This is a genomic window from Chryseobacterium sp. C2(2020) (genome assembly GCF_014218915.1).
Taxonomy (GTDB): Bacteria; Bacteroidota; Bacteroidia; order Flavobacteriales; family Weeksellaceae; genus Chryseobacterium; species Chryseobacterium mucoviscidosis.
The window spans coordinates 1-17,326 of sequence record NZ_JACLCT010000057.1 but is presented as its reverse complement, the minus strand read 5'-3'; the positions used below and the strand labels follow the sequence as shown (position 1 = coordinate 17,326).

At 33.6% G+C, this 17,326-nt stretch carries 17 protein-coding genes, 1 tRNA gene and 1 pseudogene; 4 read left to right on the top strand and 15 right to left on the bottom strand.

Annotated features, from left to right (window positions below; genetic code table 11):
• From H6W52_RS19980 to holA, 8 genes are all read right to left on the bottom strand, one after another.
• The coding region (locus tag H6W52_RS19980; RefSeq protein ID WP_228457612.1) for an immunity protein Tsi6 family protein at positions 1 to 599 on the bottom strand (599 nt) is incomplete at its 3' end.
• A gap of 184 nt (positions 600 to 783) precedes the next feature.
• Entirely contained in the window at positions 784 to 1,389 is a 606-nt protein-coding gene (locus H6W52_RS19975; RefSeq protein WP_116100013.1) for a hypothetical protein, read from the bottom strand.
• Between the two features lie 76 nt (positions 1,390 to 1,465).
• Complete coding sequence (locus tag H6W52_RS19970; RefSeq protein WP_116100012.1) at positions 1,466 to 2,962, bottom strand: hypothetical protein; 1,497 nt, start codon at positions 2,960 to 2,962, stop codon at positions 1,466 to 1,468.
• A 21-nt stretch (positions 2,963 to 2,983) separates the two neighbouring features.
• Entirely contained in the window at positions 2,984 to 3,487 is a 504-nt protein-coding gene (locus H6W52_RS19965; protein ID WP_116100011.1) for a hypothetical protein, read from the bottom strand.
• Positions 3,488 to 3,753: 266 nt separating this feature from the next.
• Positions 3,754 to 5,709, bottom strand: a complete 1,956-nt coding sequence (locus tag H6W52_RS19960) for a leucine-rich repeat domain-containing protein (protein ID WP_116100010.1) — start codon at positions 5,707 to 5,709, stop codon at positions 3,754 to 3,756.
• Positions 5,710 to 6,024: 315 nt separating this feature from the next.
• A tRNA-Ser gene (locus tag H6W52_RS19955) sits at positions 6,025 to 6,109 on the bottom strand.
• A gap of 228 nt (positions 6,110 to 6,337) precedes the next feature.
• Positions 6,338 to 7,279, bottom strand: a complete 942-nt coding sequence (gene trxB / locus H6W52_RS19950; RefSeq protein WP_076393660.1) for a thioredoxin-disulfide reductase — start codon at positions 7,277 to 7,279, stop codon at positions 6,338 to 6,340.
• A gap of 185 nt (positions 7,280 to 7,464) precedes the next feature.
• Positions 7,465 to 8,502 carry a DNA polymerase III subunit delta gene (gene holA / locus H6W52_RS19945; RefSeq protein WP_116100009.1) on the bottom strand — a complete coding sequence of 346 codons (1,038 nt, stop codon included), beginning with the start codon at positions 8,500 to 8,502 and terminating at the stop codon, positions 7,465 to 7,467.
• Between the two features lie 7 nt (positions 8,503 to 8,509).
• Here holA and H6W52_RS19940 point away from each other — a divergent pair, with 7 nt between their 5' ends.
• On the top strand, positions 8,510 to 8,941 hold the full coding sequence (locus H6W52_RS19940) for a type I restriction enzyme HsdR N-terminal domain-containing protein (RefSeq protein WP_116100008.1): 432 nt from the start codon (positions 8,510 to 8,512) through the stop codon (positions 8,939 to 8,941).
• A gap of 445 nt (positions 8,942 to 9,386) precedes the next feature.
• On the top strand, positions 9,387 to 10,130 hold the full coding sequence (locus H6W52_RS19935) for a dienelactone hydrolase family protein (protein ID WP_087706466.1): 744 nt from the start codon (positions 9,387 to 9,389) through the stop codon (positions 10,128 to 10,130).
• Positions 10,131 to 10,177: 47 nt separating this feature from the next.
• Here the strand turns inward: H6W52_RS19935 and H6W52_RS19930 are convergent, their stop codons facing one another.
• The 6 genes and pseudogenes from H6W52_RS19930 to H6W52_RS19905 form a co-directional block, all read right to left on the bottom strand.
• A complete protein-coding gene (locus H6W52_RS19930) occupies positions 10,178 to 10,408 on the bottom strand; it encodes a hypothetical protein (RefSeq protein WP_116100007.1) in 231 nt (76 codons plus the stop codon).
• Between the two features lie 3 nt (positions 10,409 to 10,411).
• A complete protein-coding gene (locus H6W52_RS19925) occupies positions 10,412 to 10,771 on the bottom strand; it encodes a cupin domain-containing protein (protein ID WP_076393650.1) in 360 nt (119 codons plus the stop codon).
• A 341-nt stretch (positions 10,772 to 11,112) separates the two neighbouring features.
• Positions 11,113 to 11,640, bottom strand: a pseudogene (locus H6W52_RS19920) (GNAT family N-acetyltransferase).
• Positions 11,641 to 11,643: 3 nt separating this feature from the next.
• Positions 11,644 to 12,249, bottom strand: a complete 606-nt coding sequence (locus tag H6W52_RS19915; RefSeq protein WP_076393646.1) for a DUF2911 domain-containing protein — start codon at positions 12,247 to 12,249, stop codon at positions 11,644 to 11,646.
• Positions 12,250 to 12,465: 216 nt separating this feature from the next.
• Positions 12,466 to 14,343: a hypothetical protein gene (locus H6W52_RS19910; RefSeq protein WP_185216913.1), complete on the bottom strand. Its 1,878-nt coding sequence runs from the start codon at positions 14,341 to 14,343 to the stop codon at positions 12,466 to 12,468.
• Between the two features lie 21 nt (positions 14,344 to 14,364).
• A complete protein-coding gene (locus H6W52_RS19905; protein WP_116100005.1) occupies positions 14,365 to 15,516 on the bottom strand; it encodes an ATP-binding cassette domain-containing protein in 1,152 nt (383 codons plus the stop codon).
• Positions 15,517 to 15,628: 112 nt separating this feature from the next.
• On the opposite strand from H6W52_RS19905, the gene H6W52_RS19900 reads away from it, so the two are divergent.
• Both H6W52_RS19900 and H6W52_RS19895 read left to right on the top strand, forming a co-directional pair.
• Positions 15,629 to 16,474 carry a hypothetical protein gene (locus H6W52_RS19900; protein WP_116100004.1) on the top strand — a complete coding sequence of 282 codons (846 nt, stop codon included), beginning with the start codon at positions 15,629 to 15,631 and terminating at the stop codon, positions 16,472 to 16,474.
• A 34-nt stretch (positions 16,475 to 16,508) separates the two neighbouring features.
• Positions 16,509 to 16,739, top strand: a complete 231-nt coding sequence (locus H6W52_RS19895; protein ID WP_116100003.1) for a hypothetical protein — start codon at positions 16,509 to 16,511, stop codon at positions 16,737 to 16,739.
• Between the two features lie 100 nt (positions 16,740 to 16,839).
• On the opposite strand, the gene H6W52_RS19890 is transcribed toward H6W52_RS19895, so the two are convergent.
• On the bottom strand, positions 16,840 to 17,025 hold the full coding sequence (locus H6W52_RS19890) for a hypothetical protein (protein ID WP_123892025.1): 186 nt from the start codon (positions 17,023 to 17,025) through the stop codon (positions 16,840 to 16,842).
• Positions 17,026 to 17,326 lie beyond the last annotated feature (301 nt).

Sequence of the window (17,326 nt, the reverse complement as noted above, 5' to 3'; positions counted from 1 at the left end):
CTGATGTCTTCTAAAAAAAGCATATATCTTCCGGGTTGATATTCGCCGTAGGAAAATAAATAAATCAGATCATTTTTCTTCAGATAATATATTTCCAATCCTTTTTCAGAAATATATTTTTCAATAAAATTATTGATCTGTTTAAAGCTGTTTTCTTCCACTATCAGATCAAAACTTTCACGATCTGTTTGTTTTTTCAGTTCTTTTAACGGATGGTCATAAAAATCGATCAACCTAATTTTCTGATGATTAATTTCAAACACTTTGTTCACACATTCTCTTTCATCTCCATCAAACAGAAGCTGCCTGAAACTTTCGGATGATGAATGATAATCAAATGCTCCTCCGAAGATATCAATTAACAATTTTGCATATTCATCATTTTCGTAATCGAAGTTTTTCACCGCCAAATGTCCTAAAGAATACCTTTTGTATAATTCGTTTTCAGAAAAAACAATATTATTCTTTACTAATTTTTCATCAATATCAAGTAATTGATTATAGATGGAATGATACATGGGAATTTCAGGAGATAATTTTATTAGTTCCTCCGTTTTCTGTATCGCCAGATTAAGGGTATCTCTGTACGATTTTTTCATTTTTTCACTGTTCAGGCGGATGTACATTTTGTTTGTTTTTTTAATTCAGTGATGTGAGTGATGTTTCTAAAATTATGTGTCTTTAGCTAAAAGCATTCAGGTTTTTGGGATCAAGAGTATACTTTTCATAAAATACAATTGACTTTTATTCCGTTTATTATTTTGAACCAAAATGGAAAGTTTCTCATTCATTTTCTTCGTCGTCTTCATCCTCAAATCGATCATCTTCTTCCAAAACTTTTTCAACCCATTTTATCGTTTTCTGCGCTTTTGGATCATCTTTTTCGATAACTATTAGAGCACGTAAAACATTATCGGCAATAAAAGCATCAAAATAACCATCCGATTCATACTCATCTTCGACAATATCAATAAGATTTTCGATTATAGCAGCTTTATTTTCTATACTCCATACCGATTCCAAATATTTCCAGGCTTCACGGAAAAAATACAGCACAGAAGTAAATTCATCGTAATCAAAAATATCATCATTCAGGTAATTTGTAATATCATTCTGAATGGAAGCAATTTCCTCGGAATGAAAAGGAGCCAGTTCACCAATCAGGATATAGATGGATCTATAAGGTCTGAACATTCCGTAATTACGATTCAAACCATATTGAACCGTATTAATAATCTGACCGATGGTCTTTGGAGAAAGTTTTGTTTCAAACTTACTATCACATAAGTATTTAAAAACATCATACAGTTTTCTTTCATCCTGTTCTTCTACCGAAGCTAAAACCTCATCAATCTTTTTATTAAGTTCTTCGTTAATTTGATTCGCCATATTTTATTATGTATCTGAAATTACAAGGAAGCCCGGTCCAAAAAATCAGAGCGAGCTTACAATGGTTTATTGTTTTTTAAAAAGGAAATAAAGGAACCAGCTTCATTCCTTCCGAATCCGGCGACGTTTTGATGTATTCTTTCTGATACGTTAGCGGCACAAGATTCATTTCTCCGCTTTCTTTCCACGTCTGCATGATTTCTTCTCTTGCTGCCTTTGCAACCGCATTGTTTTTACTTCTTATTTTTGTTGTTTTCAGCCATTTATTTTCAAAAGGTTTGATGGAAATCAACAAAATTTCTTCTAAATTCAGCTTTAATTTCTGAGGAACGGTATTTGATTGCATACCCAGCAAAACACCAAAGCTTTCATTTTTCATAAAATCTTTTGATGTAATAAAGCTTAATGCATTATGATTGGCTTTGTTTTCTCTGTTTACCCAGAGTTCTATATTGTCTTCGGTAAATTCCAGAGATGTTTCACCGAATTTCTCCATTAATGCTTTAAAATCACCATGCCCGATTGCAATTTGAGAAGTACTGTTTACGAGGGCAACAGCAAAATGCTTATGAATGATTTCGTACGGTATATTGCCGTGAAATTCCATGTAAAATTCGGCTCCGATTCCGTTATACTGAGAATTCTGACCATAATAAAAGTTTTCGTACGGATCTGAAAGTCCGTCTGTCATCAATATCGTAGATTCCGGTGCATGAATAACCCTCATTTTGCATGAATTGTGGTAAGAGCTTCCTCCAGGCCATGAATGATCTCTGAATCCGCCCACTCGCAGATAAATAATTCGCTCATCCAGTTTCCCTAAAGATCTGAAAAATTCATGCCTCAGTTTTTGGCTATCTGTTGTAGCTTTTTTCTGCTTTTCGTATTCCGGACTAAACTCTATTTGAGAAACTCTTAAAGATTCAAATCCGTATTCTTCAACTGCAGGATCCGACTGTACGCTGAGATTACCGTTTTCATAGCTAAAAAAAAGACTATCTATTTTATTTTCCAACTGATGATAAATGGAAAGGATTTCTTTACTTCCGCCAAAATGCCCGAAAGACCTCATTTTATCGTTGTAATGATATGTGGAATCTATAAACATCCCGATTTCGTCCGCTTCTTTTTTAAAATGGATCAAAACTTCCGCTTTCAGAAAAACATTATCATTTTCACTGTATTTTCCGGCTCTGTCCTCCGTTTCCTTTTTAATATCTTCCAAAAACATAGGGATGCTGTATCTTTCGGCTTTAACGGGTTCTCCTTTTTTAAAAGTGAATTTCACCTTAGAATGTACCGGAAAAAAGTAAATAAGATCAGAATAATCATAATTTCGAAATTTATCCAGATATTCATTTATCTCTTCCTTATCGTATTCTCCTACATGGAAATCATTGTAAAAAACTCCATTTTCATAAAAATAAATTCCGGTATTGGACGAACTTCCGTATTGATTTCTGTACGCTTCATAATGATAGGTACGTCCTTCAATAAGCAATTCGTTCATTTCTTCAGAAAGTCTGGCAATCAATTTTTGAGCTTCTTCTGAACTTAAATAGTTGTTTTTCATGTTTTTTAAATATTAGTTTTTTTAAAACGTTGGTATAGATAATATTTCCGGATAAGGAAAACGGTCTTTTGTATAAATAAGCTGAATAATGGCTCTTAAATATATACTGTTGCTGCGCATTTTGCAGTGTGTAAAGGCAATTGCCCATCCTGCCCTGAGATTATTGATCATTATTTTTTCGTTCCAAAAGCTGAAGGCATCAATATCTCCTGAATGATTACTGCAAATCTGGGTAAATTCAGAATGAGAAAGAACGTATACTTCATCTTCTTCTTCAATAAAAAAGTTTTGCTCTCCGTAAAGTCTGTAGCCTTTAAAATCGTTCATAGAAATATCCATCACCTCACCCTTTACATCTTCGCTGCTTTCTGTGGTTAAAGCGATAACGGAGCCATTGTTGATAAGCGGAAGAATTCCGTCGGGATAATTATAACTGAATATATTGTCTGCAAAATACTTTTTAAGACCTTTTTTAGAACAGATAAGCAAAACACCACTGGTATCTTTTTCGAATTTTTTTTGCATTTTTAGTTTTTAAAATATGAGTCTGTTTAAACTTTATTTAACCACAAAAGTCACAAAAGATGACTAAACTTTTATTTAAAGTTGATCATTATCAATGAAAAAGTTCACAATAGTTTTTAAAAATCTTTGATTTTTATTCTTTTGAGCGCTTTGATTATTAATGAAATTCGCTTTAACATTGTCTTTTGTGCCTTTTGGGGTTAATTCTGAAATTAGTTTAAACAACTTTTATATTAGTCAACAATTAGGAATAATTGTTATTTTTTTTAAATCCCAAATTCATCTTCTTTCCAGATAAAAAACATAACACTTGGCAATGCATAATAAGCCGCTATTTCGGGACGATCCAGTTGTGCTTTAAGATCCAGTTTGTAATTTTTTACTGCTAAATTCACTTCTTCTAAATTCGGTAAAGTGTTCAGAACTTTCACATCTGTAACGTTGGTTTTATATAAATCCAGACGCTCCAGCTTTTTTAAAGGCTCCAAACCGGAAATATCATCCAGCTCTTCATTTTCTAAAAATCCTAGCCATTTCAAATTCGGGAACTTATACATTTCCTTCAAGTCAATATTATTCTGAATACGCGATAAATCTAATTTTTCCAGAAGTGGCATGGTTGCAAAGGAAGAAAAATCTGTGATGTCACTGTTATACAAATCCAGAACCTTTAGCTTTTTCAAAGGTTTTAAATATACTTTTCCAGATCGTTGAAGGCTAAGGAATTCCAAATTGGGAAAACGGCTAAATCCTTTCATTTCGTGATTGTTTCCAGATAATTTCAGTCTTTTCAAAGATTCCATTTGGGGAAGTGTCCTGAGATCGAACTTTTTATCATTGATAATTTGGAGAGATTTTAAACGTTTTAAATTTTCAAATCCGATAAACTTTGTCCTCGAATTAAAAATTAAAAACTCCAGCTTTTTCAGATGTCCCAAATCGAAAATATGCTTTGTTTTTGCTATGCTAATATCCAGCTTTCTCAATTTTTTCAACTTCATAATAGATCTTCCCGTTTTTGCAGAAATTTCATAACCCAATTTTAAAGTTTCCAGTGAAGTAAATTGTCCGATGGGATAATCTGGAGCTTTTTTATCCATTTCTTCGTCTTCATAAAAATCCAGACTCATCAGCTGATCTTTTAACGGAAGTAATTTTGAGAAATTTTTTATCTCTTTACTCTCTCTTGAGAAACAGAGTGATTCAAAACTTTTCAAATTAACGAAAGATCTGAAATAGTTATTTTTTTTAATCTCAGAATCTCTCATCTTCACTTTTTGAATCTGATTGGCAATAGGTAGAAAAGCATCGACATAAAATTCAGATTTATTAAATGAAAGAGATTTCACCATTTCAAACTTTTCAATATCCTTTATTTTTTTCACTTTAAAATCTGTAAAGCTTAATTCATTAATATAATTTCTGAGTGAGACTGCATTTTTTAAACGAAATGGTTTTTCCGCCTTACTGAAATGACAGATAATTTCTTTATTGAAAGGGTTTTCTAATTCTTCTCTGTTCTCAACAACCGTATCGGTATTCACTTTAATTTTTTCAAGTTTTTCAAACTCTGAAATTCCTTTAAAACTTCCGATTTTACAGTTTTTAAACTCAATGTCTGTTACTGATTTTTTAAATGGTATAAAAGAAATATCTTCAAACTTGGAGTTGAAAATATGGATCATGTAGATTGATTTCTCTTTTACCTTGGTAGGGTTACAAGTAAAAGTTATACTGTCGAGATGTAATGAATAAAGCCCTTTTATATTATTGATTTCCTGAATATTATCAATATGACAGTTAGTAATGAAAAGATGCTTATGCCCTTTACCGGATGACGATATATGAAAGCTATTAAAACAACCTGCGTCAAAGCTCATATTTGAAAATCTGATTTCATAAGGAAATCCTGTGGTTACATTACACTCATTGTTTCTGAAAGTCACATTATCCAGAGTGAAACTGGAACAACTCTCTATTTTTAACAATTCGGAAAAATTGGCAATAGTACAATTGGTAAGTTTTACTTTTGTTACTTTAACAAGGTATGGTAAAAAATTTGAAAAATCCTCAATATCGATGTCTTTGAGATGTAAATATTGAAGTAAGTTATATTTTAAGTAATCTTCCGGTTTTATTCCTAAGATTTCCTCAATTTTCTGCGTTTCTTCATCAAGAACTGTTGATTTATTTATTTGATTTTCTACATTTTCAGTACTCATCGTTTACATGTTTTTATGGTTATTATTTAAATGAAAAATTTTTCTATTCAGCGGTTAAGAAGTTTTTAATAATGGTCTCACACATCTGCTTCAGCAATTGCATTAATCTCAAATTTCAATAAAAAAATCTCAGGTAGATTTAATCTTTACAACTTTTTCAGCTCAATAGAATTCTGCAAATAAAGCACAAAAGAGAGTAACAACAAAACGGAAAAAGAAAATTTAACAATTATGATTCTGCAATGATCCGAATGATTCAAGAATTTTAAATTTCATGCAAAAAAAAACCTTCAAAATAAATTTGAAGGTTTTTTGCGGAGAGTGAGGGATTCGAACCCCCGGACCTGTTACAGTCAACAGTTTTCAAGACTGCCGCAATCGACCACTCTGCCAACTCTCCAGAAACTCCGATTATATCGTTGTTTTCAGTGGTGCAAATATAGAATGTTTTTCAATTCTGACAAAATATTTTCCTGACAAATTTTAACAAAAATTAATAATGAACTAAAAATCAGGTGAATTATTTCGGTTAAAAACTTTAATTATACATTTTTAAAATGATTTTTATGCGAATTATAAACAAAAAACGCATCCCGAAAGATGCGTTTTTATATTTAATTTCTTAAGATTAATGCAATTCTGCAAGATACTTCTCTGCATCCATAGCTGCCATACAACCGCTTCCCGCAGCTGTAATCGCCTGTCTGTAGATATGATCCTGAACATCTCCCGCTGCAAAAACTCCGGGAAGATTTGTTCTTGAAGAACCTTTTTCAGTTACAATATATCCGTTTTCATCCAGATCAATCTGTCCCACAAAAATATCCGTATTCGGTTTGTGACCTATAGCAATAAAGATTCCATGAACATCAATGGTAGATTTTTCCTGAGTCTGATTATTGATAACAACCGCTCTTTCTACAAGGTTATTTTCTCCTTCAATTCCAATTAATTCGTGGTGGAATTTCACTTCAATATTGGGCGTATTATTCACTCTGTGAACCATTGCTTTGGAAGCTCTGAATTCATCTTTTCTTACCAGCATTGTTACTTTGTTCACCAGCTTTGCAAGATAAGTTGCTTCTTCTGCTGCGGTATCTCCTGCTCCTACCACCACAACATCTTTTCCTCTGTAGAAAAATCCGTCGCACGTTGCACACGCGGAAACTCCTCCTCCATTATATTTTTTTTCGTCATCAAGACCTAAATATTTCGCAGTAGCTCCGGTAGAAATAATCACAGTTCTGGCAAAAATTTCTTTATTTCCTGCGTACAGTTTATGAACTCCTCCTACTTCTTTTGAAAATTCAACTTTAGTAATCATTTCATAATGTACTTTTGTTTCGAATCTTTCAGCCTGCTTCTGCAAATCCATCATCATTTCAGGACCTGTAATTCCGTTCGGATATCCTGGAAAGTTGTCGACTTCAGTAGTTGTAGTCAATTGTCCGCCCGGCTCCAGACCTGTGTACAGTTCAGGTTTTAAGTCTGCTCTTGCTGCATAAATTGCCGCTGTGAAACCAGAAGGTCCAGATCCAACGATCACACAATCTAAAATGTTTTGCTCCATATTCTGCTTTTCAAAAAAATTTAAAATTTCCGAGTGCTAATTTCGGAATTTTTACTGTTTATTTAAAGTTATTTTAATGATAGTTGTCAATATCTAATATGTTGAATTTCGATAGTAGCTGTTAGACATTGGTTGTCCGTTGATGGTAAAATTAAGGTCAATCAACAAATAACAATTACCCAAAATCATACTTTCATCTTAATTTTATCGACATTTATAATTTTGTAAACCAATTCTTTAATCAGTTCTGCTTCGTTCATATTGACTGCGCCCAATCCTTTCCCTTTCATGTCGAATTCTCTTAAAATTGAAATGACTCTGGTTGCATGTTTTAAAGGATATAATCTTGCCGATTCCGCATAATCCTTTATAAAATAAGGATTAACGCCCATTTGTGCGGCAATTGTCTGAGGCGGCTGACCAATCATGGTGTTATAAATAATGACATTGGAAAAGTAATTGTACAAACTTGCCAACATCATGACAAAGGGATTGTTTTTAGGGTTTTTGCCCATAAAATGTGCAATTTTAAATGCTGCGTTGGCATTTTTTGTTCCTAAAGCTTTCTGTAATTCAAAAACATTGTATTCTTTGCTGATTCCGATGTGGTTTTCGATGATGGTTCCGTCTAAAATTTCACCTTCTTTCAGGATAATTTTCAGTTTATTCAGCTCATTGGCAATTCTTGAAAGGTCGTTTCCTAAATATTCTGCTAAAAGATGTGAGATATTCGGAGCTGTTTTTATTTTTAGTGCGGCACATTCGTCTGCAATCCATTTGGGAAGATTGTTTTCGCGGATTGATTCGCTTAAAAACAATGCTTTCGCTTTTTCTAAAGATTTGGTTACTTTCTTTCGGCTGTCTAATTTTTTGTGTTTGTGCCCAAAAACCAGAACAGTAGACGGAACAGGATTCTGAACGTACATTTCCAAAGCATTGCTTTCGCTTTCAGCGAGTCTTAAATCCTGTGCTTCTTTTACGATGATTACCTGTTTGTCGCCCATCATAGGAAACTGTCTCGCCAAAGAGAGAACTTCCTGATAAGTGGTATCTTTGCCATAGACTACGGTTTGGTTGAATGCTTTTTCATCTTCCGTCAGAAAGTCGTGTTCGAGAGCTTTTACAGCAAGATCTATAAAGTAGGGTTCTTCTCCGTGAAAAAAATAAATCGGTAAAACTTCTTTATTTTTAATATTTTTGAGGATTAAATCTAATTCTTTCATCTTATAAATGGAACTTCCAAAACTGAATTTTCAGGAAACTTTTGATTTTAAATTCAAGAAAGACAAAGATAAGTTTTTTATTTATGATTTGGTTCGTAAAACTTACCTTTTGCTGACTCCTGAAGAGTGGGTACGGCAACACTGGATCCATTATTATCTTACGGTAAAATCCTACTCTGCTTCTGCATTAATTACGGAAAAAAAGATTGTTTTAAATGGTTTAACGAAGAGGGTTGATCTTTTAATTACTGAAAAAGCACAGCCTAAAATTTTAATTGAATGCAAAGCTCCCCAAATTAAATTAACGGAGAAAACTTTTGAACAAACCGCAAGATATAATTCTGTAATCGGAGCGAAAGAGATTGTTCTGACGAATGGTTTGCAGCATATTCATGCGTATTATGAGAATGAGCAGTATCAGTTTTATAAGCCGGAGTGAAAGTGAGATTGAGATTGAGATTGAGATTGAGACTGAGGCTTAGATTGATTGAGGTTAAATTGGTTGGGAAAAATTAAATGATATTATATTTTTATTGGTTCTGAGTTATTTTTAGTAATTTAAACTTTGATTTATTTTTAATAATTAAAAATACGATGGTTGGTCAATATGAAAGGATCCGGACAGGAAGATCTTAACTTTTGGGATAAATAACTAAAGTTCAAAATTTTTATTGATTAAATCTTAATAAGAATTGGTTGAATTTGGAAAAAGTATTGTTGGTTTTGTTGCAGTATTGAAAAACCAGACCGATATTTCCCCCGGATTGGGCGGCGTCCCTGAGCTCTTTTTTTGGTTTCGGCGGTGCCTCCCCCCCCACCGAAACTAAGAAAAAGCGAGTAGCGAAAGCGGGAAACAGCTCCTAAAAAAAATTAAATTACAAAATATGATACGTTCACTTTTATTGTCTTCATTTTTAATGACTTCGGTGACTTTTTTTGGTCAGAATCTGAAACCTGTCGCTTATCAGGACGGCGCGCAGAAACTTAACGGACTGGTAACTTCCAATGCGGGGAAAAAACTTCCCGGAGTTCTGATTCTTCCTGCCTGGAAAGGAATTGATGATGAAGCGAAAACAGCCGCTGCCGAACTTGAAAAACAAGGCTACGTTGCTTTTATTGCGGATATTTATGGAGAGGGAAACATTCCTACGAATATGGATACGGCTGCGAAAAATTCCGGATATTACAAGAAAAATTACGAAGCGTACCAGAAAAGGATTTCGCTTGCGCTGGAAGAGCTGAAAAAAAACGGTGCAATTCCTGAAAAAATTGCGGTTATCGGCTATTGTTTCGGAGGAACCGGAGCTTTGGAATCAGCAAGGGGAAATCTTCCTGTGGTGGGCGTTGTTTCTATCCATGGAAGCATCGGAAAAGATCAGGCAAGAAAAAACGGACCGATCTCGACAAAAATTCTGGTGGAAAATCCTGCCGATGACAGAGGGGTAAGTCCAGAAGATTACAATAATCTGGTGAAGGAAATGAATGATGGAAATGCGGACTGGCAAATCATCACGTATGCACATTCCAAGCATACTTTTACCGATCCGAAATCGCCGGATTATAATGAAGTGATGGCAAAAAGAGCGTGGAATCACACGCTGATGTTTTTGAAAGAGCTACTGAAATAGTTATAATCCTTATAAAAAACGACCTCCAATTTTAGAGGTCGTTTTCTTTATAGTTCGCTTGTCGTGTTACAGTCAGAACACCAGAAATATTCGGTTTCTTTATCTTTAAGCTTTGTTTTTGTTTTCTTTCCACAGTTTTCACAGATGCATTCCTCACTTTCGTTTTCCTTTGCTTCATAATCACAATTGAAACAGCTCCAAACCGTTACATGAGACTTTCCGTTGATAAACCATGTAAAAGAATTTTCTTTACATTTAGGACAAATTTGTAGCGCCATACTTTATTCTTCCCTGTTTACAAGATCCATAGAAAAAGCAGGAAGGCAGATGGCAACGTATTCACATTCTTCTGAAAACGGATTGCTGTATCGCACTCTTGCTCCTTTTTCAATTAAAATACTTTGTCCTTTTTCTAAGACAACAATTTCGCCGTCAATTTCAAATTGTTTTTTTCCTGAAATAATTAAGGTGAATTCATCAAATTCGGGAGTCTGATGCGGCTCGCTCCAGTTGGGCGGTGCAACCATGTGTGCAATGGAAATATTGGAATTTCCTGTGGAGTTTCCCCAGTGTTCTTCGATGAGTTTCCCGTCTGTGGTAGGAACAACGAATGGGGACTGCTGAATTTTATATTTCTTCATATTATTTATTTTTTTATTTTTTTGAACACTAAGTAAACCAAGTTTTTACTAGTGATCGCTTTTTAGTTTCACAAAGCCGTTTCACTTGTAAAAGTTAACAAAGGTTTTAATTTAAATAAAATTTAAACTAAAAGTCTGCCTAAACTTTTATTTAACCGCAAAAGGCACAAAAGATGAACTAACTTTTATTTAAAGTTGATCATTATAAATCAAAAAGGTAACAATAGTTTTAAAAATCTTTGATTTTTATTCTTTTGAGCGCTTTGATTATTATGGAAATTCACTTTAACATTATCTTTTGTCCCTTTTGCGGTTTATTCTGAAATTAGCTTAAACAAGCTTTAAAAATGATTCTCCTTTTTAATTTCGTATACAAAGTTGGTTCTGGTCGGTTCTCCGAAATAAGCGACTTCCTGCTCTGCGATTTTCTTTCCTTCCAATCTTTCCAAAGCAATCTGGGAACGGTAATTTTCTTTCCCGATATGAAAATGAACAAAGTCTACAAACTGAAAAATGTAATTGAGCATTAATTTTTAAATCTGCGGATTGATTCCTTTTCCCCACGATTTTGTTCCGTAAAACGTGTAGCCGATAAAAATACTGTTCTTTGCTTCATCATAATCATAAAAACGGCTGCTTCCTAAAACTACCCCTGTTTCTTTCTCCATAATTTTAAAGGCGCCTTTGCTTTCTATTGCTCCTCTGAAAAAATTTTCAAAGACTTCCCTTTTGTAACGATCTTTATTCGGATGTTGCTCCCAGACTTTCGGATCAGAAGCCACTTCGTATAAAGCCTCAAAATCCCCTTGTTGCAAGGGGATTAACTGATATTTTTCGTTTTCTAAAATCGTCTGAATAGAAAAGTTCATATCTTAGCCTTTTGTTTTTGCTGCGTCAGATTCTATCTTTTTGATTTCCTTCAGCTTATCTGCAATTTTATTTACAGCTTCCGGACTTGAAGGTTTTAAACCCACTTCCGCCTGAGACATATCCCACTTCAGCACAAGATTTGCCGAATTTTCGCCTGTCGGATTTAATGTAATTTCGAACCATTCCTGCTTGTCTGCTAATTTATTAACCGGAACCGTAACATCTACAACGTCCTGTTTTGCATCATATGTATAAGCTCCCCATTGCTGGAAATCTTTGTTCAAGATCACTTTCCATTCTTTTTCCGTCGGAACGATAAATAATCCGTATGTTCCTGCCGGAACAATTTTTCCGCCGAAGTTTACAGACTGTCCGAAAGTAATTTTGGTGGATGAATTCGCTCCCGCTCTCCAAACCTGTCCGTAAGGAACCAGTTCTCCGAAAATTTTACGTCCTTTCACACCCGGTCTTCCGTAATCGATCGTGATTTTAGACATTGAAAACTGCTGCTCTACTTTCTGGCGCGGACTTGCTGCCGGTACAGAATAATCCTGCGCAAAACTGAAAACTGAAGCCGATATACAAATCGCAAATAATAACTTTTTCACTTTTTTAAATTTTGCCTAAAATTACAAAATTGAATATAAAAATCATTTTCTGCCATGATAAAATTTGTTAAAAAAGCTTTTTCCACTCTTTGCTTAAATAGGCTTTTTATTATTTCAACCGGTTTTAAATTTAACCATAAAAGAAACTAAAGACATTTTATAGAGCTATTTTCAGAATAATCAAAAGTTTAGATAAGTTTCAATCGTTAATGAAAATTAATTCGGCATTGCTTTCCATTTATGCAGAACGGAAGTATACAGATACATAAAGACAAATCCGCAGAATAAAATTATATAACTGAGATTGAATCCTAATGTTTTGATAATTGTCGGACAGTCATAAGACATGATATTGATCTGTTCACAGCTTTCTTCCTGATGGATATTAATGATAAAAAAGATCAGAAATACAAAAAGTACAAAACCATTCAAAGAGATATTGATAAGGATTGAAGCGATAAGTTTTTTAAGGCTTTTCATCATCACAATCGGAAGGAGTAAAATAGCCAGTCCTATGAAAAAAACAAAATAGGAAACAAAAAATTCAATTCCATTTCTTCCGCTCGAAGCTGAAAATAATACTGTTACCAAAACAACTGCCAAGAATAAAACGCCTGCACTAATCACACTGAAAATAAGAGATTTAAGCCCTGTCATTCTGAAGCTGAAAATAATGGTAGCAAGGAAAAATGCGATCCAAATATAAATATGAATATTTTCTGAAAAGAAATCCGTAGATTTTATAATAACTACATTATTCAGAAGATTCTGAAGATTGTCTGAATAATAATAGTAATCGGTCGTGTTATTCTTAAAATATTCCGCCGGAGAAAGCTGGTTATCAATATCCGGATTAAAGTCTCTGATCTGAACGGAATCATTTACCACTTCACCGTCAACCACTGCAGCGACAGAATCTGTAACAGCTTCGGTATACACATAATTTCCGTCTTCGTCCATTGGCGGATTATTTACATCATATTCTTCACCCGGAACCGGTTTGTATTTTTTAATAAAATATCTTACGTTGAAATCATTGGGATGATAGATCATTTTCACCCAGCTTTTTGAATCAAGGTTATTGTTGATTCCGAATTTTTTCGAAATATCAAGAAAACTTTTCAACAGTTTTTCAATTTCAGCAGGATTTTTTTTGTTAAGCAGTTCCGTTGTAAATCGGTTGATTTCGAATCTCTTCTTTTTATAAGAGTCTTTAAGCATCTGATTGTATCCGTCATAAGGCTCTTCACCAGAATATTGCATCCTCAAATAATCCTTTCCTGAATCATCATCATTATAAAATACATCAGAAAAATTATAATACGTTAAATCCGTGGTATTGATGTAGGATGACATATCCACGACATCTTTTTTGAAATAGTAGGTTGCAGAGCCTTTTTTATTTTCTTCATACGCCAGATTCTTTTTGGTTTCACCTGATGGGAAAAGGAAATCTCCGTATTTATCTTTTTTATAAACGGTTTTTGAATATAAGTTATAGAACTGATAAACTCTGTTATAGTAAACAAAATATTTCTGATTCCGGTCTATTTTATTGATGTCGGTCTCGCAATACAGATCGTAAAACTTTGGAAAAGTTCTGTTATCCAAAGTATAATGCTCAAGATCCTGAGAAAGAAAAGCATTGGCTTTATTAATAACATTAATATTTTCAGTCATTTCCTGATCGGGATATTTATTTTTGATAAACAATTTAAAACCCGTCATATAAGAAAAATAAAAAGTAGTACCTGCAAAAATAATAATGAAGTACTGAACAAACTGCAGGAACAATTTCCCTTTTGAAGAAGGATAAAAGTTTTTGAATGCGTTATTTTTAAACATCATAATCAGCCATCCCACCATCATGAGAACGGAAATAATAAGGTGGATAAAAATCATTCCTTCGCGGAAATAGTCATCTTTTACATTCATTTTCTGTAAAGAGGCCGGATCTGCGTGAGAAATATAGCCTACGATAAAAAAGAAAATATGAAGCACTGCACTCGCCAAGAGCATCCACACAATTCTGGTGTTCCAGACCGTCGGATATTTTTCGAGCAGATATTGATTGATTTTATTTATTTTTTGCATTTTTTGTTGAATTTGAGAAAATTAGCTTACGAAAAATCTTCTGGTTGAGGAAGAAATATTACGGATATACACCACATTCATTCTGGCAGTTCCGAGCGCGGACATCACCGTATGAAACTCTGTATCTGCTGAAAAATGAGCAACATACACTCCTCCGTTGAAATTCAGTTTTTCAAGAGGGAAGCCTTCAAATGCTTTTAATAAATCTTCTCTGGAGTTTGTGGTATCAATTTCGATAATCAGTCCGTCGTTTTCATCATTCACCAATTCAGAATTGTCTTTGTACTGTCCGTTTTTCAGGAAAATAACTTTGTCTGATATTTTCTCTACTTCGTAAAGCTGTTGTGAGCTAAAAATCAACGCAATAGGATTATTAACCGAGTTTGCAATCGATTTTAAATCTTCCAGAATAACCTGCTGCGCCAAAACATCCAGATTGGCAAGAGGTTCATCCAGTAATAAAATTTCAGGTTTTCTTAGCAGTGTTCTGGCTAATTCAAAACGCATTTTGTAACCGGAAGAAAGTTCGCTCCACTTCAGATGTTTGTAATTCCAAAGTCCGAGACGAGCGATCATCATTAGAGTTCGTGTTTCGTTTTCTTCAGGTTTCACACCATAATTTGACAGTACAAATTTCAGGTTGTCCTTTAAACTTCCGTACCATTTTGCCGTTCTCTGCGGAATATAAACCAGCTTTGTACGGAGATCGTATTCATTTTTTGGTTCTTCGTTGAAAGAATAATTCAGATCACCTTCATTAAAAGAAATTTCCTTAGCAAGAATGCGCAGTAACGTTGTTTTTCCGTTTCCATTTTCGCCTACTAAGCCGTAAACCTGTCCTTTATTCATTTCCACAGAAACAGGACCCAGCGAAAAGCGGTTGCTTCCGTAGGACTTTAAAATATTTCTGGCTCTCAGTACAGATTTTTCCAGCGATTGTTCTTTTACCGGAATTTTTTCTATTTTCTGAAGAAGATTTTTTGATTTTTCGATGAGCTCATCCGTGTACGAAGGGAACTGTTCTTTCCAGTCAGTTAATGCGACAGCTTCTTTGTAGATCTCCATATTCTGAGTATCCATTGCACAGTCCAGTAATTTTCTAAATCCTAAAACAGTGTCTTTATTGTCGAAAAAATGATAGACTTCGGCTACTCTTTTCTGATGTTTCGTCATTTGGTTTCAGAGTTATTAATTTTCAGGTTTTAAAGATATAAAATTTCTTTTCTCCTCAATTCTTTTGGCTCAAATAAAAACTAATTTTATTTTTATGTAAAATTAGAATCAGATGTTCAAAATAATTTCATCGCTTTTGTTATTATCTTTTTTATCAACCATTCAGGCTCAGGAAATCATTCCGTTCAGAATTACAAAGCATAACAACATCATTGTTAAAACTTTAGTAAATGACAAAGATTCTCTGGATCTGATGTTTCAGATTGCTATGGAAGATGCGTCCATTTCTGCGGACCGGAAAAGAAATGCAGATCATATTATTTTTAAAGATGAAATAAGCGACGGAAATACGATAAAAATCGGCAAAAAGAAATATGAAAATATTAGATTTTTCGATAATGAACTGACCGGTCATGAAGCAGACGGAAAAATCGGAACCGGAATTTTTAAAGGAAAGATTTTTAAGATCGATTATGATAACAGCAGATTTGTAGTGTATGATAAAATGCCGGATTTAAAGGGGTATCAGTCAGTTCCATTACTTTTAAAAAATGAACAGCTTTTTATTCCTGCGAACAGTATCATTGAAAAGCAAAATGTAGAAGCCTATTTTCTCCTTCAATCCGGATATTCCGGCGGGATTCTTTACAGCAATGAATTTGCAGATGGCAAAGAACTCGACAAAAAGCTAAAAGTAACCGGCGAAAAAACATTGAAGAACTCATCCGGACAAAGCGTTATCACCAAAAACGGAATTTTGCCTGTTCTGAAAGTGGGAAATTTTGTTTTAAAGGATGTTTCGGCAGGATTTTTCGCAGGCGAGCTTAAAATTCAGAAATCCAGCTATTTCGGAGCAGATTTACTGAGGAGGTTCAACTGGATTTTTGATGCGGAAAGGAATAAAGTTTATTTTAAACCTAGTAAATATTTTAAGAAAGCTTATTATAAAATGAATTGAGTCATATTTTATAAATTTGTTTAAAACAAAAAAGATGGAATCTGCTACATTAAAAAATATCAATAAAATTCTGAAAGATGCCCCTGAAAATATTCTGGAGAGGATTTTAGGCTATATAGAAGGAATTTTAGATGATGAGAAATCTGAATTCAAGCTTTCGGATGAACAAAAAAAGAGTCTTCAAAAAATAAAAGAAAGATCCTACCAACAACATACTGACATTGATACTTTTCTTAATGAAATGAATTCGAAGTATGGCGTTTAAAATTATGATTTCTGATGAAGCAAAACTCGATGTAGAACATTCTTATCTTTATTATAAATCAAAAGTAAGTAAAAAATTTGCGGATAATTTAATTTTTAATCTAATTTTTTTTCATAAATCCGGCAAGAAGCGCATGCTTTCTTAGTGTGCTTTTTATTTGCTCTTTTATTGTTGAAGGCATTGTATTTTCAGCAGAAAAAACTTTTAATTCAACAATATATTTTTTTTTATTTATTGCTGAGTTATTTATAAATACGTCAGCTCTAACAGTACTAAACTCTGTCATAATATCTTTTTCATGTATTGCATCTAATGAAAGATTTCTTAAAATTAATGCAATTCTTTTTCCAATTTTAGTTGGTTGAGTTGTAATCGTTTTATACCAATCACTAGCTTCTTTACTTCTATCTGATTCTCTCTCTCTAACAGGATTGTAAGAATAATTCTCCCAGTTTTCACTTATTATATGAAAAAAATGTGTATTTCTAAATCTTGTTAAATATGTTTTTCCGGTATTGTTAAATTAAAATATATTTCATAAATTAGTATTATGAAATGTTATAAATGTCAATCATTAGATAAAGTAA

Excerpts from the sequence above, each read along its gene's own strand:
- H6W52_RS19975 (WP_116100013.1), bottom strand. The coding sequence starts at position 1,389 with ATGGCGAATCAAATTAACGAAGAACTTAATAAAAAGATTGATGAGGTT.
- H6W52_RS19960 (WP_116100010.1), bottom strand. The coding sequence starts at position 5,709 with ATGAGTACTGAAAATGTAGAAAATCAAATAAATAAATCAACAGTTCTT.
- H6W52_RS19910 (WP_185216913.1), bottom strand. The coding sequence starts at position 14,343 with ATGCAAAAAATAAATAAAATCAATCAATATCTGCTCGAAAAATATCCG.
- holA (WP_116100009.1), bottom strand. The coding sequence starts at position 8,502 with ATGAAAGAATTAGATTTAATCCTCAAAAATATTAAAAATAAAGAAGTT.
- H6W52_RS19965 (WP_116100011.1), bottom strand. The coding sequence starts at position 3,487 with ATGCAAAAAAAATTCGAAAAAGATACCAGTGGTGTTTTGCTTATCTGT.
- H6W52_RS19890 (WP_123892025.1), bottom strand. The coding sequence starts at position 17,025 with ATGACAGAGTTTAGTACTGTTAGAGCTGACGTATTTATAAATAACTCA.
- H6W52_RS19905 (WP_116100005.1), bottom strand. The coding sequence starts at position 15,516 with ATGACGAAACATCAGAAAAGAGTAGCCGAAGTCTATCATTTTTTCGAC.
- H6W52_RS19940 (WP_116100008.1), top strand. The coding sequence starts at position 8,510 with ATGGAACTTCCAAAACTGAATTTTCAGGAAACTTTTGATTTTAAATTC.
- H6W52_RS19925 (WP_076393650.1), bottom strand. The coding sequence starts at position 10,771 with ATGAAGAAATATAAAATTCAGCAGTCCCCATTCGTTGTTCCTACCACA.
- H6W52_RS19935 (WP_087706466.1), top strand. The coding sequence starts at position 9,387 with ATGATACGTTCACTTTTATTGTCTTCATTTTTAATGACTTCGGTGACT.
- H6W52_RS19930 (WP_116100007.1), bottom strand. The coding sequence starts at position 10,408 with ATGGCGCTACAAATTTGTCCTAAATGTAAAGAAAATTCTTTTACATGG.
- H6W52_RS19970 (WP_116100012.1), bottom strand. The coding sequence starts at position 2,962 with ATGAAAAACAACTATTTAAGTTCAGAAGAAGCTCAAAAATTGATTGCC.
- H6W52_RS19900 (WP_116100004.1), top strand. The coding sequence starts at position 15,629 with ATGTTCAAAATAATTTCATCGCTTTTGTTATTATCTTTTTTATCAACC.
- H6W52_RS19895 (WP_116100003.1), top strand. The coding sequence starts at position 16,509 with ATGGAATCTGCTACATTAAAAAATATCAATAAAATTCTGAAAGATGCC.
- trxB (WP_076393660.1), bottom strand. The coding sequence starts at position 7,279 with ATGGAGCAAAACATTTTAGATTGTGTGATCGTTGGATCTGGACCTTCT.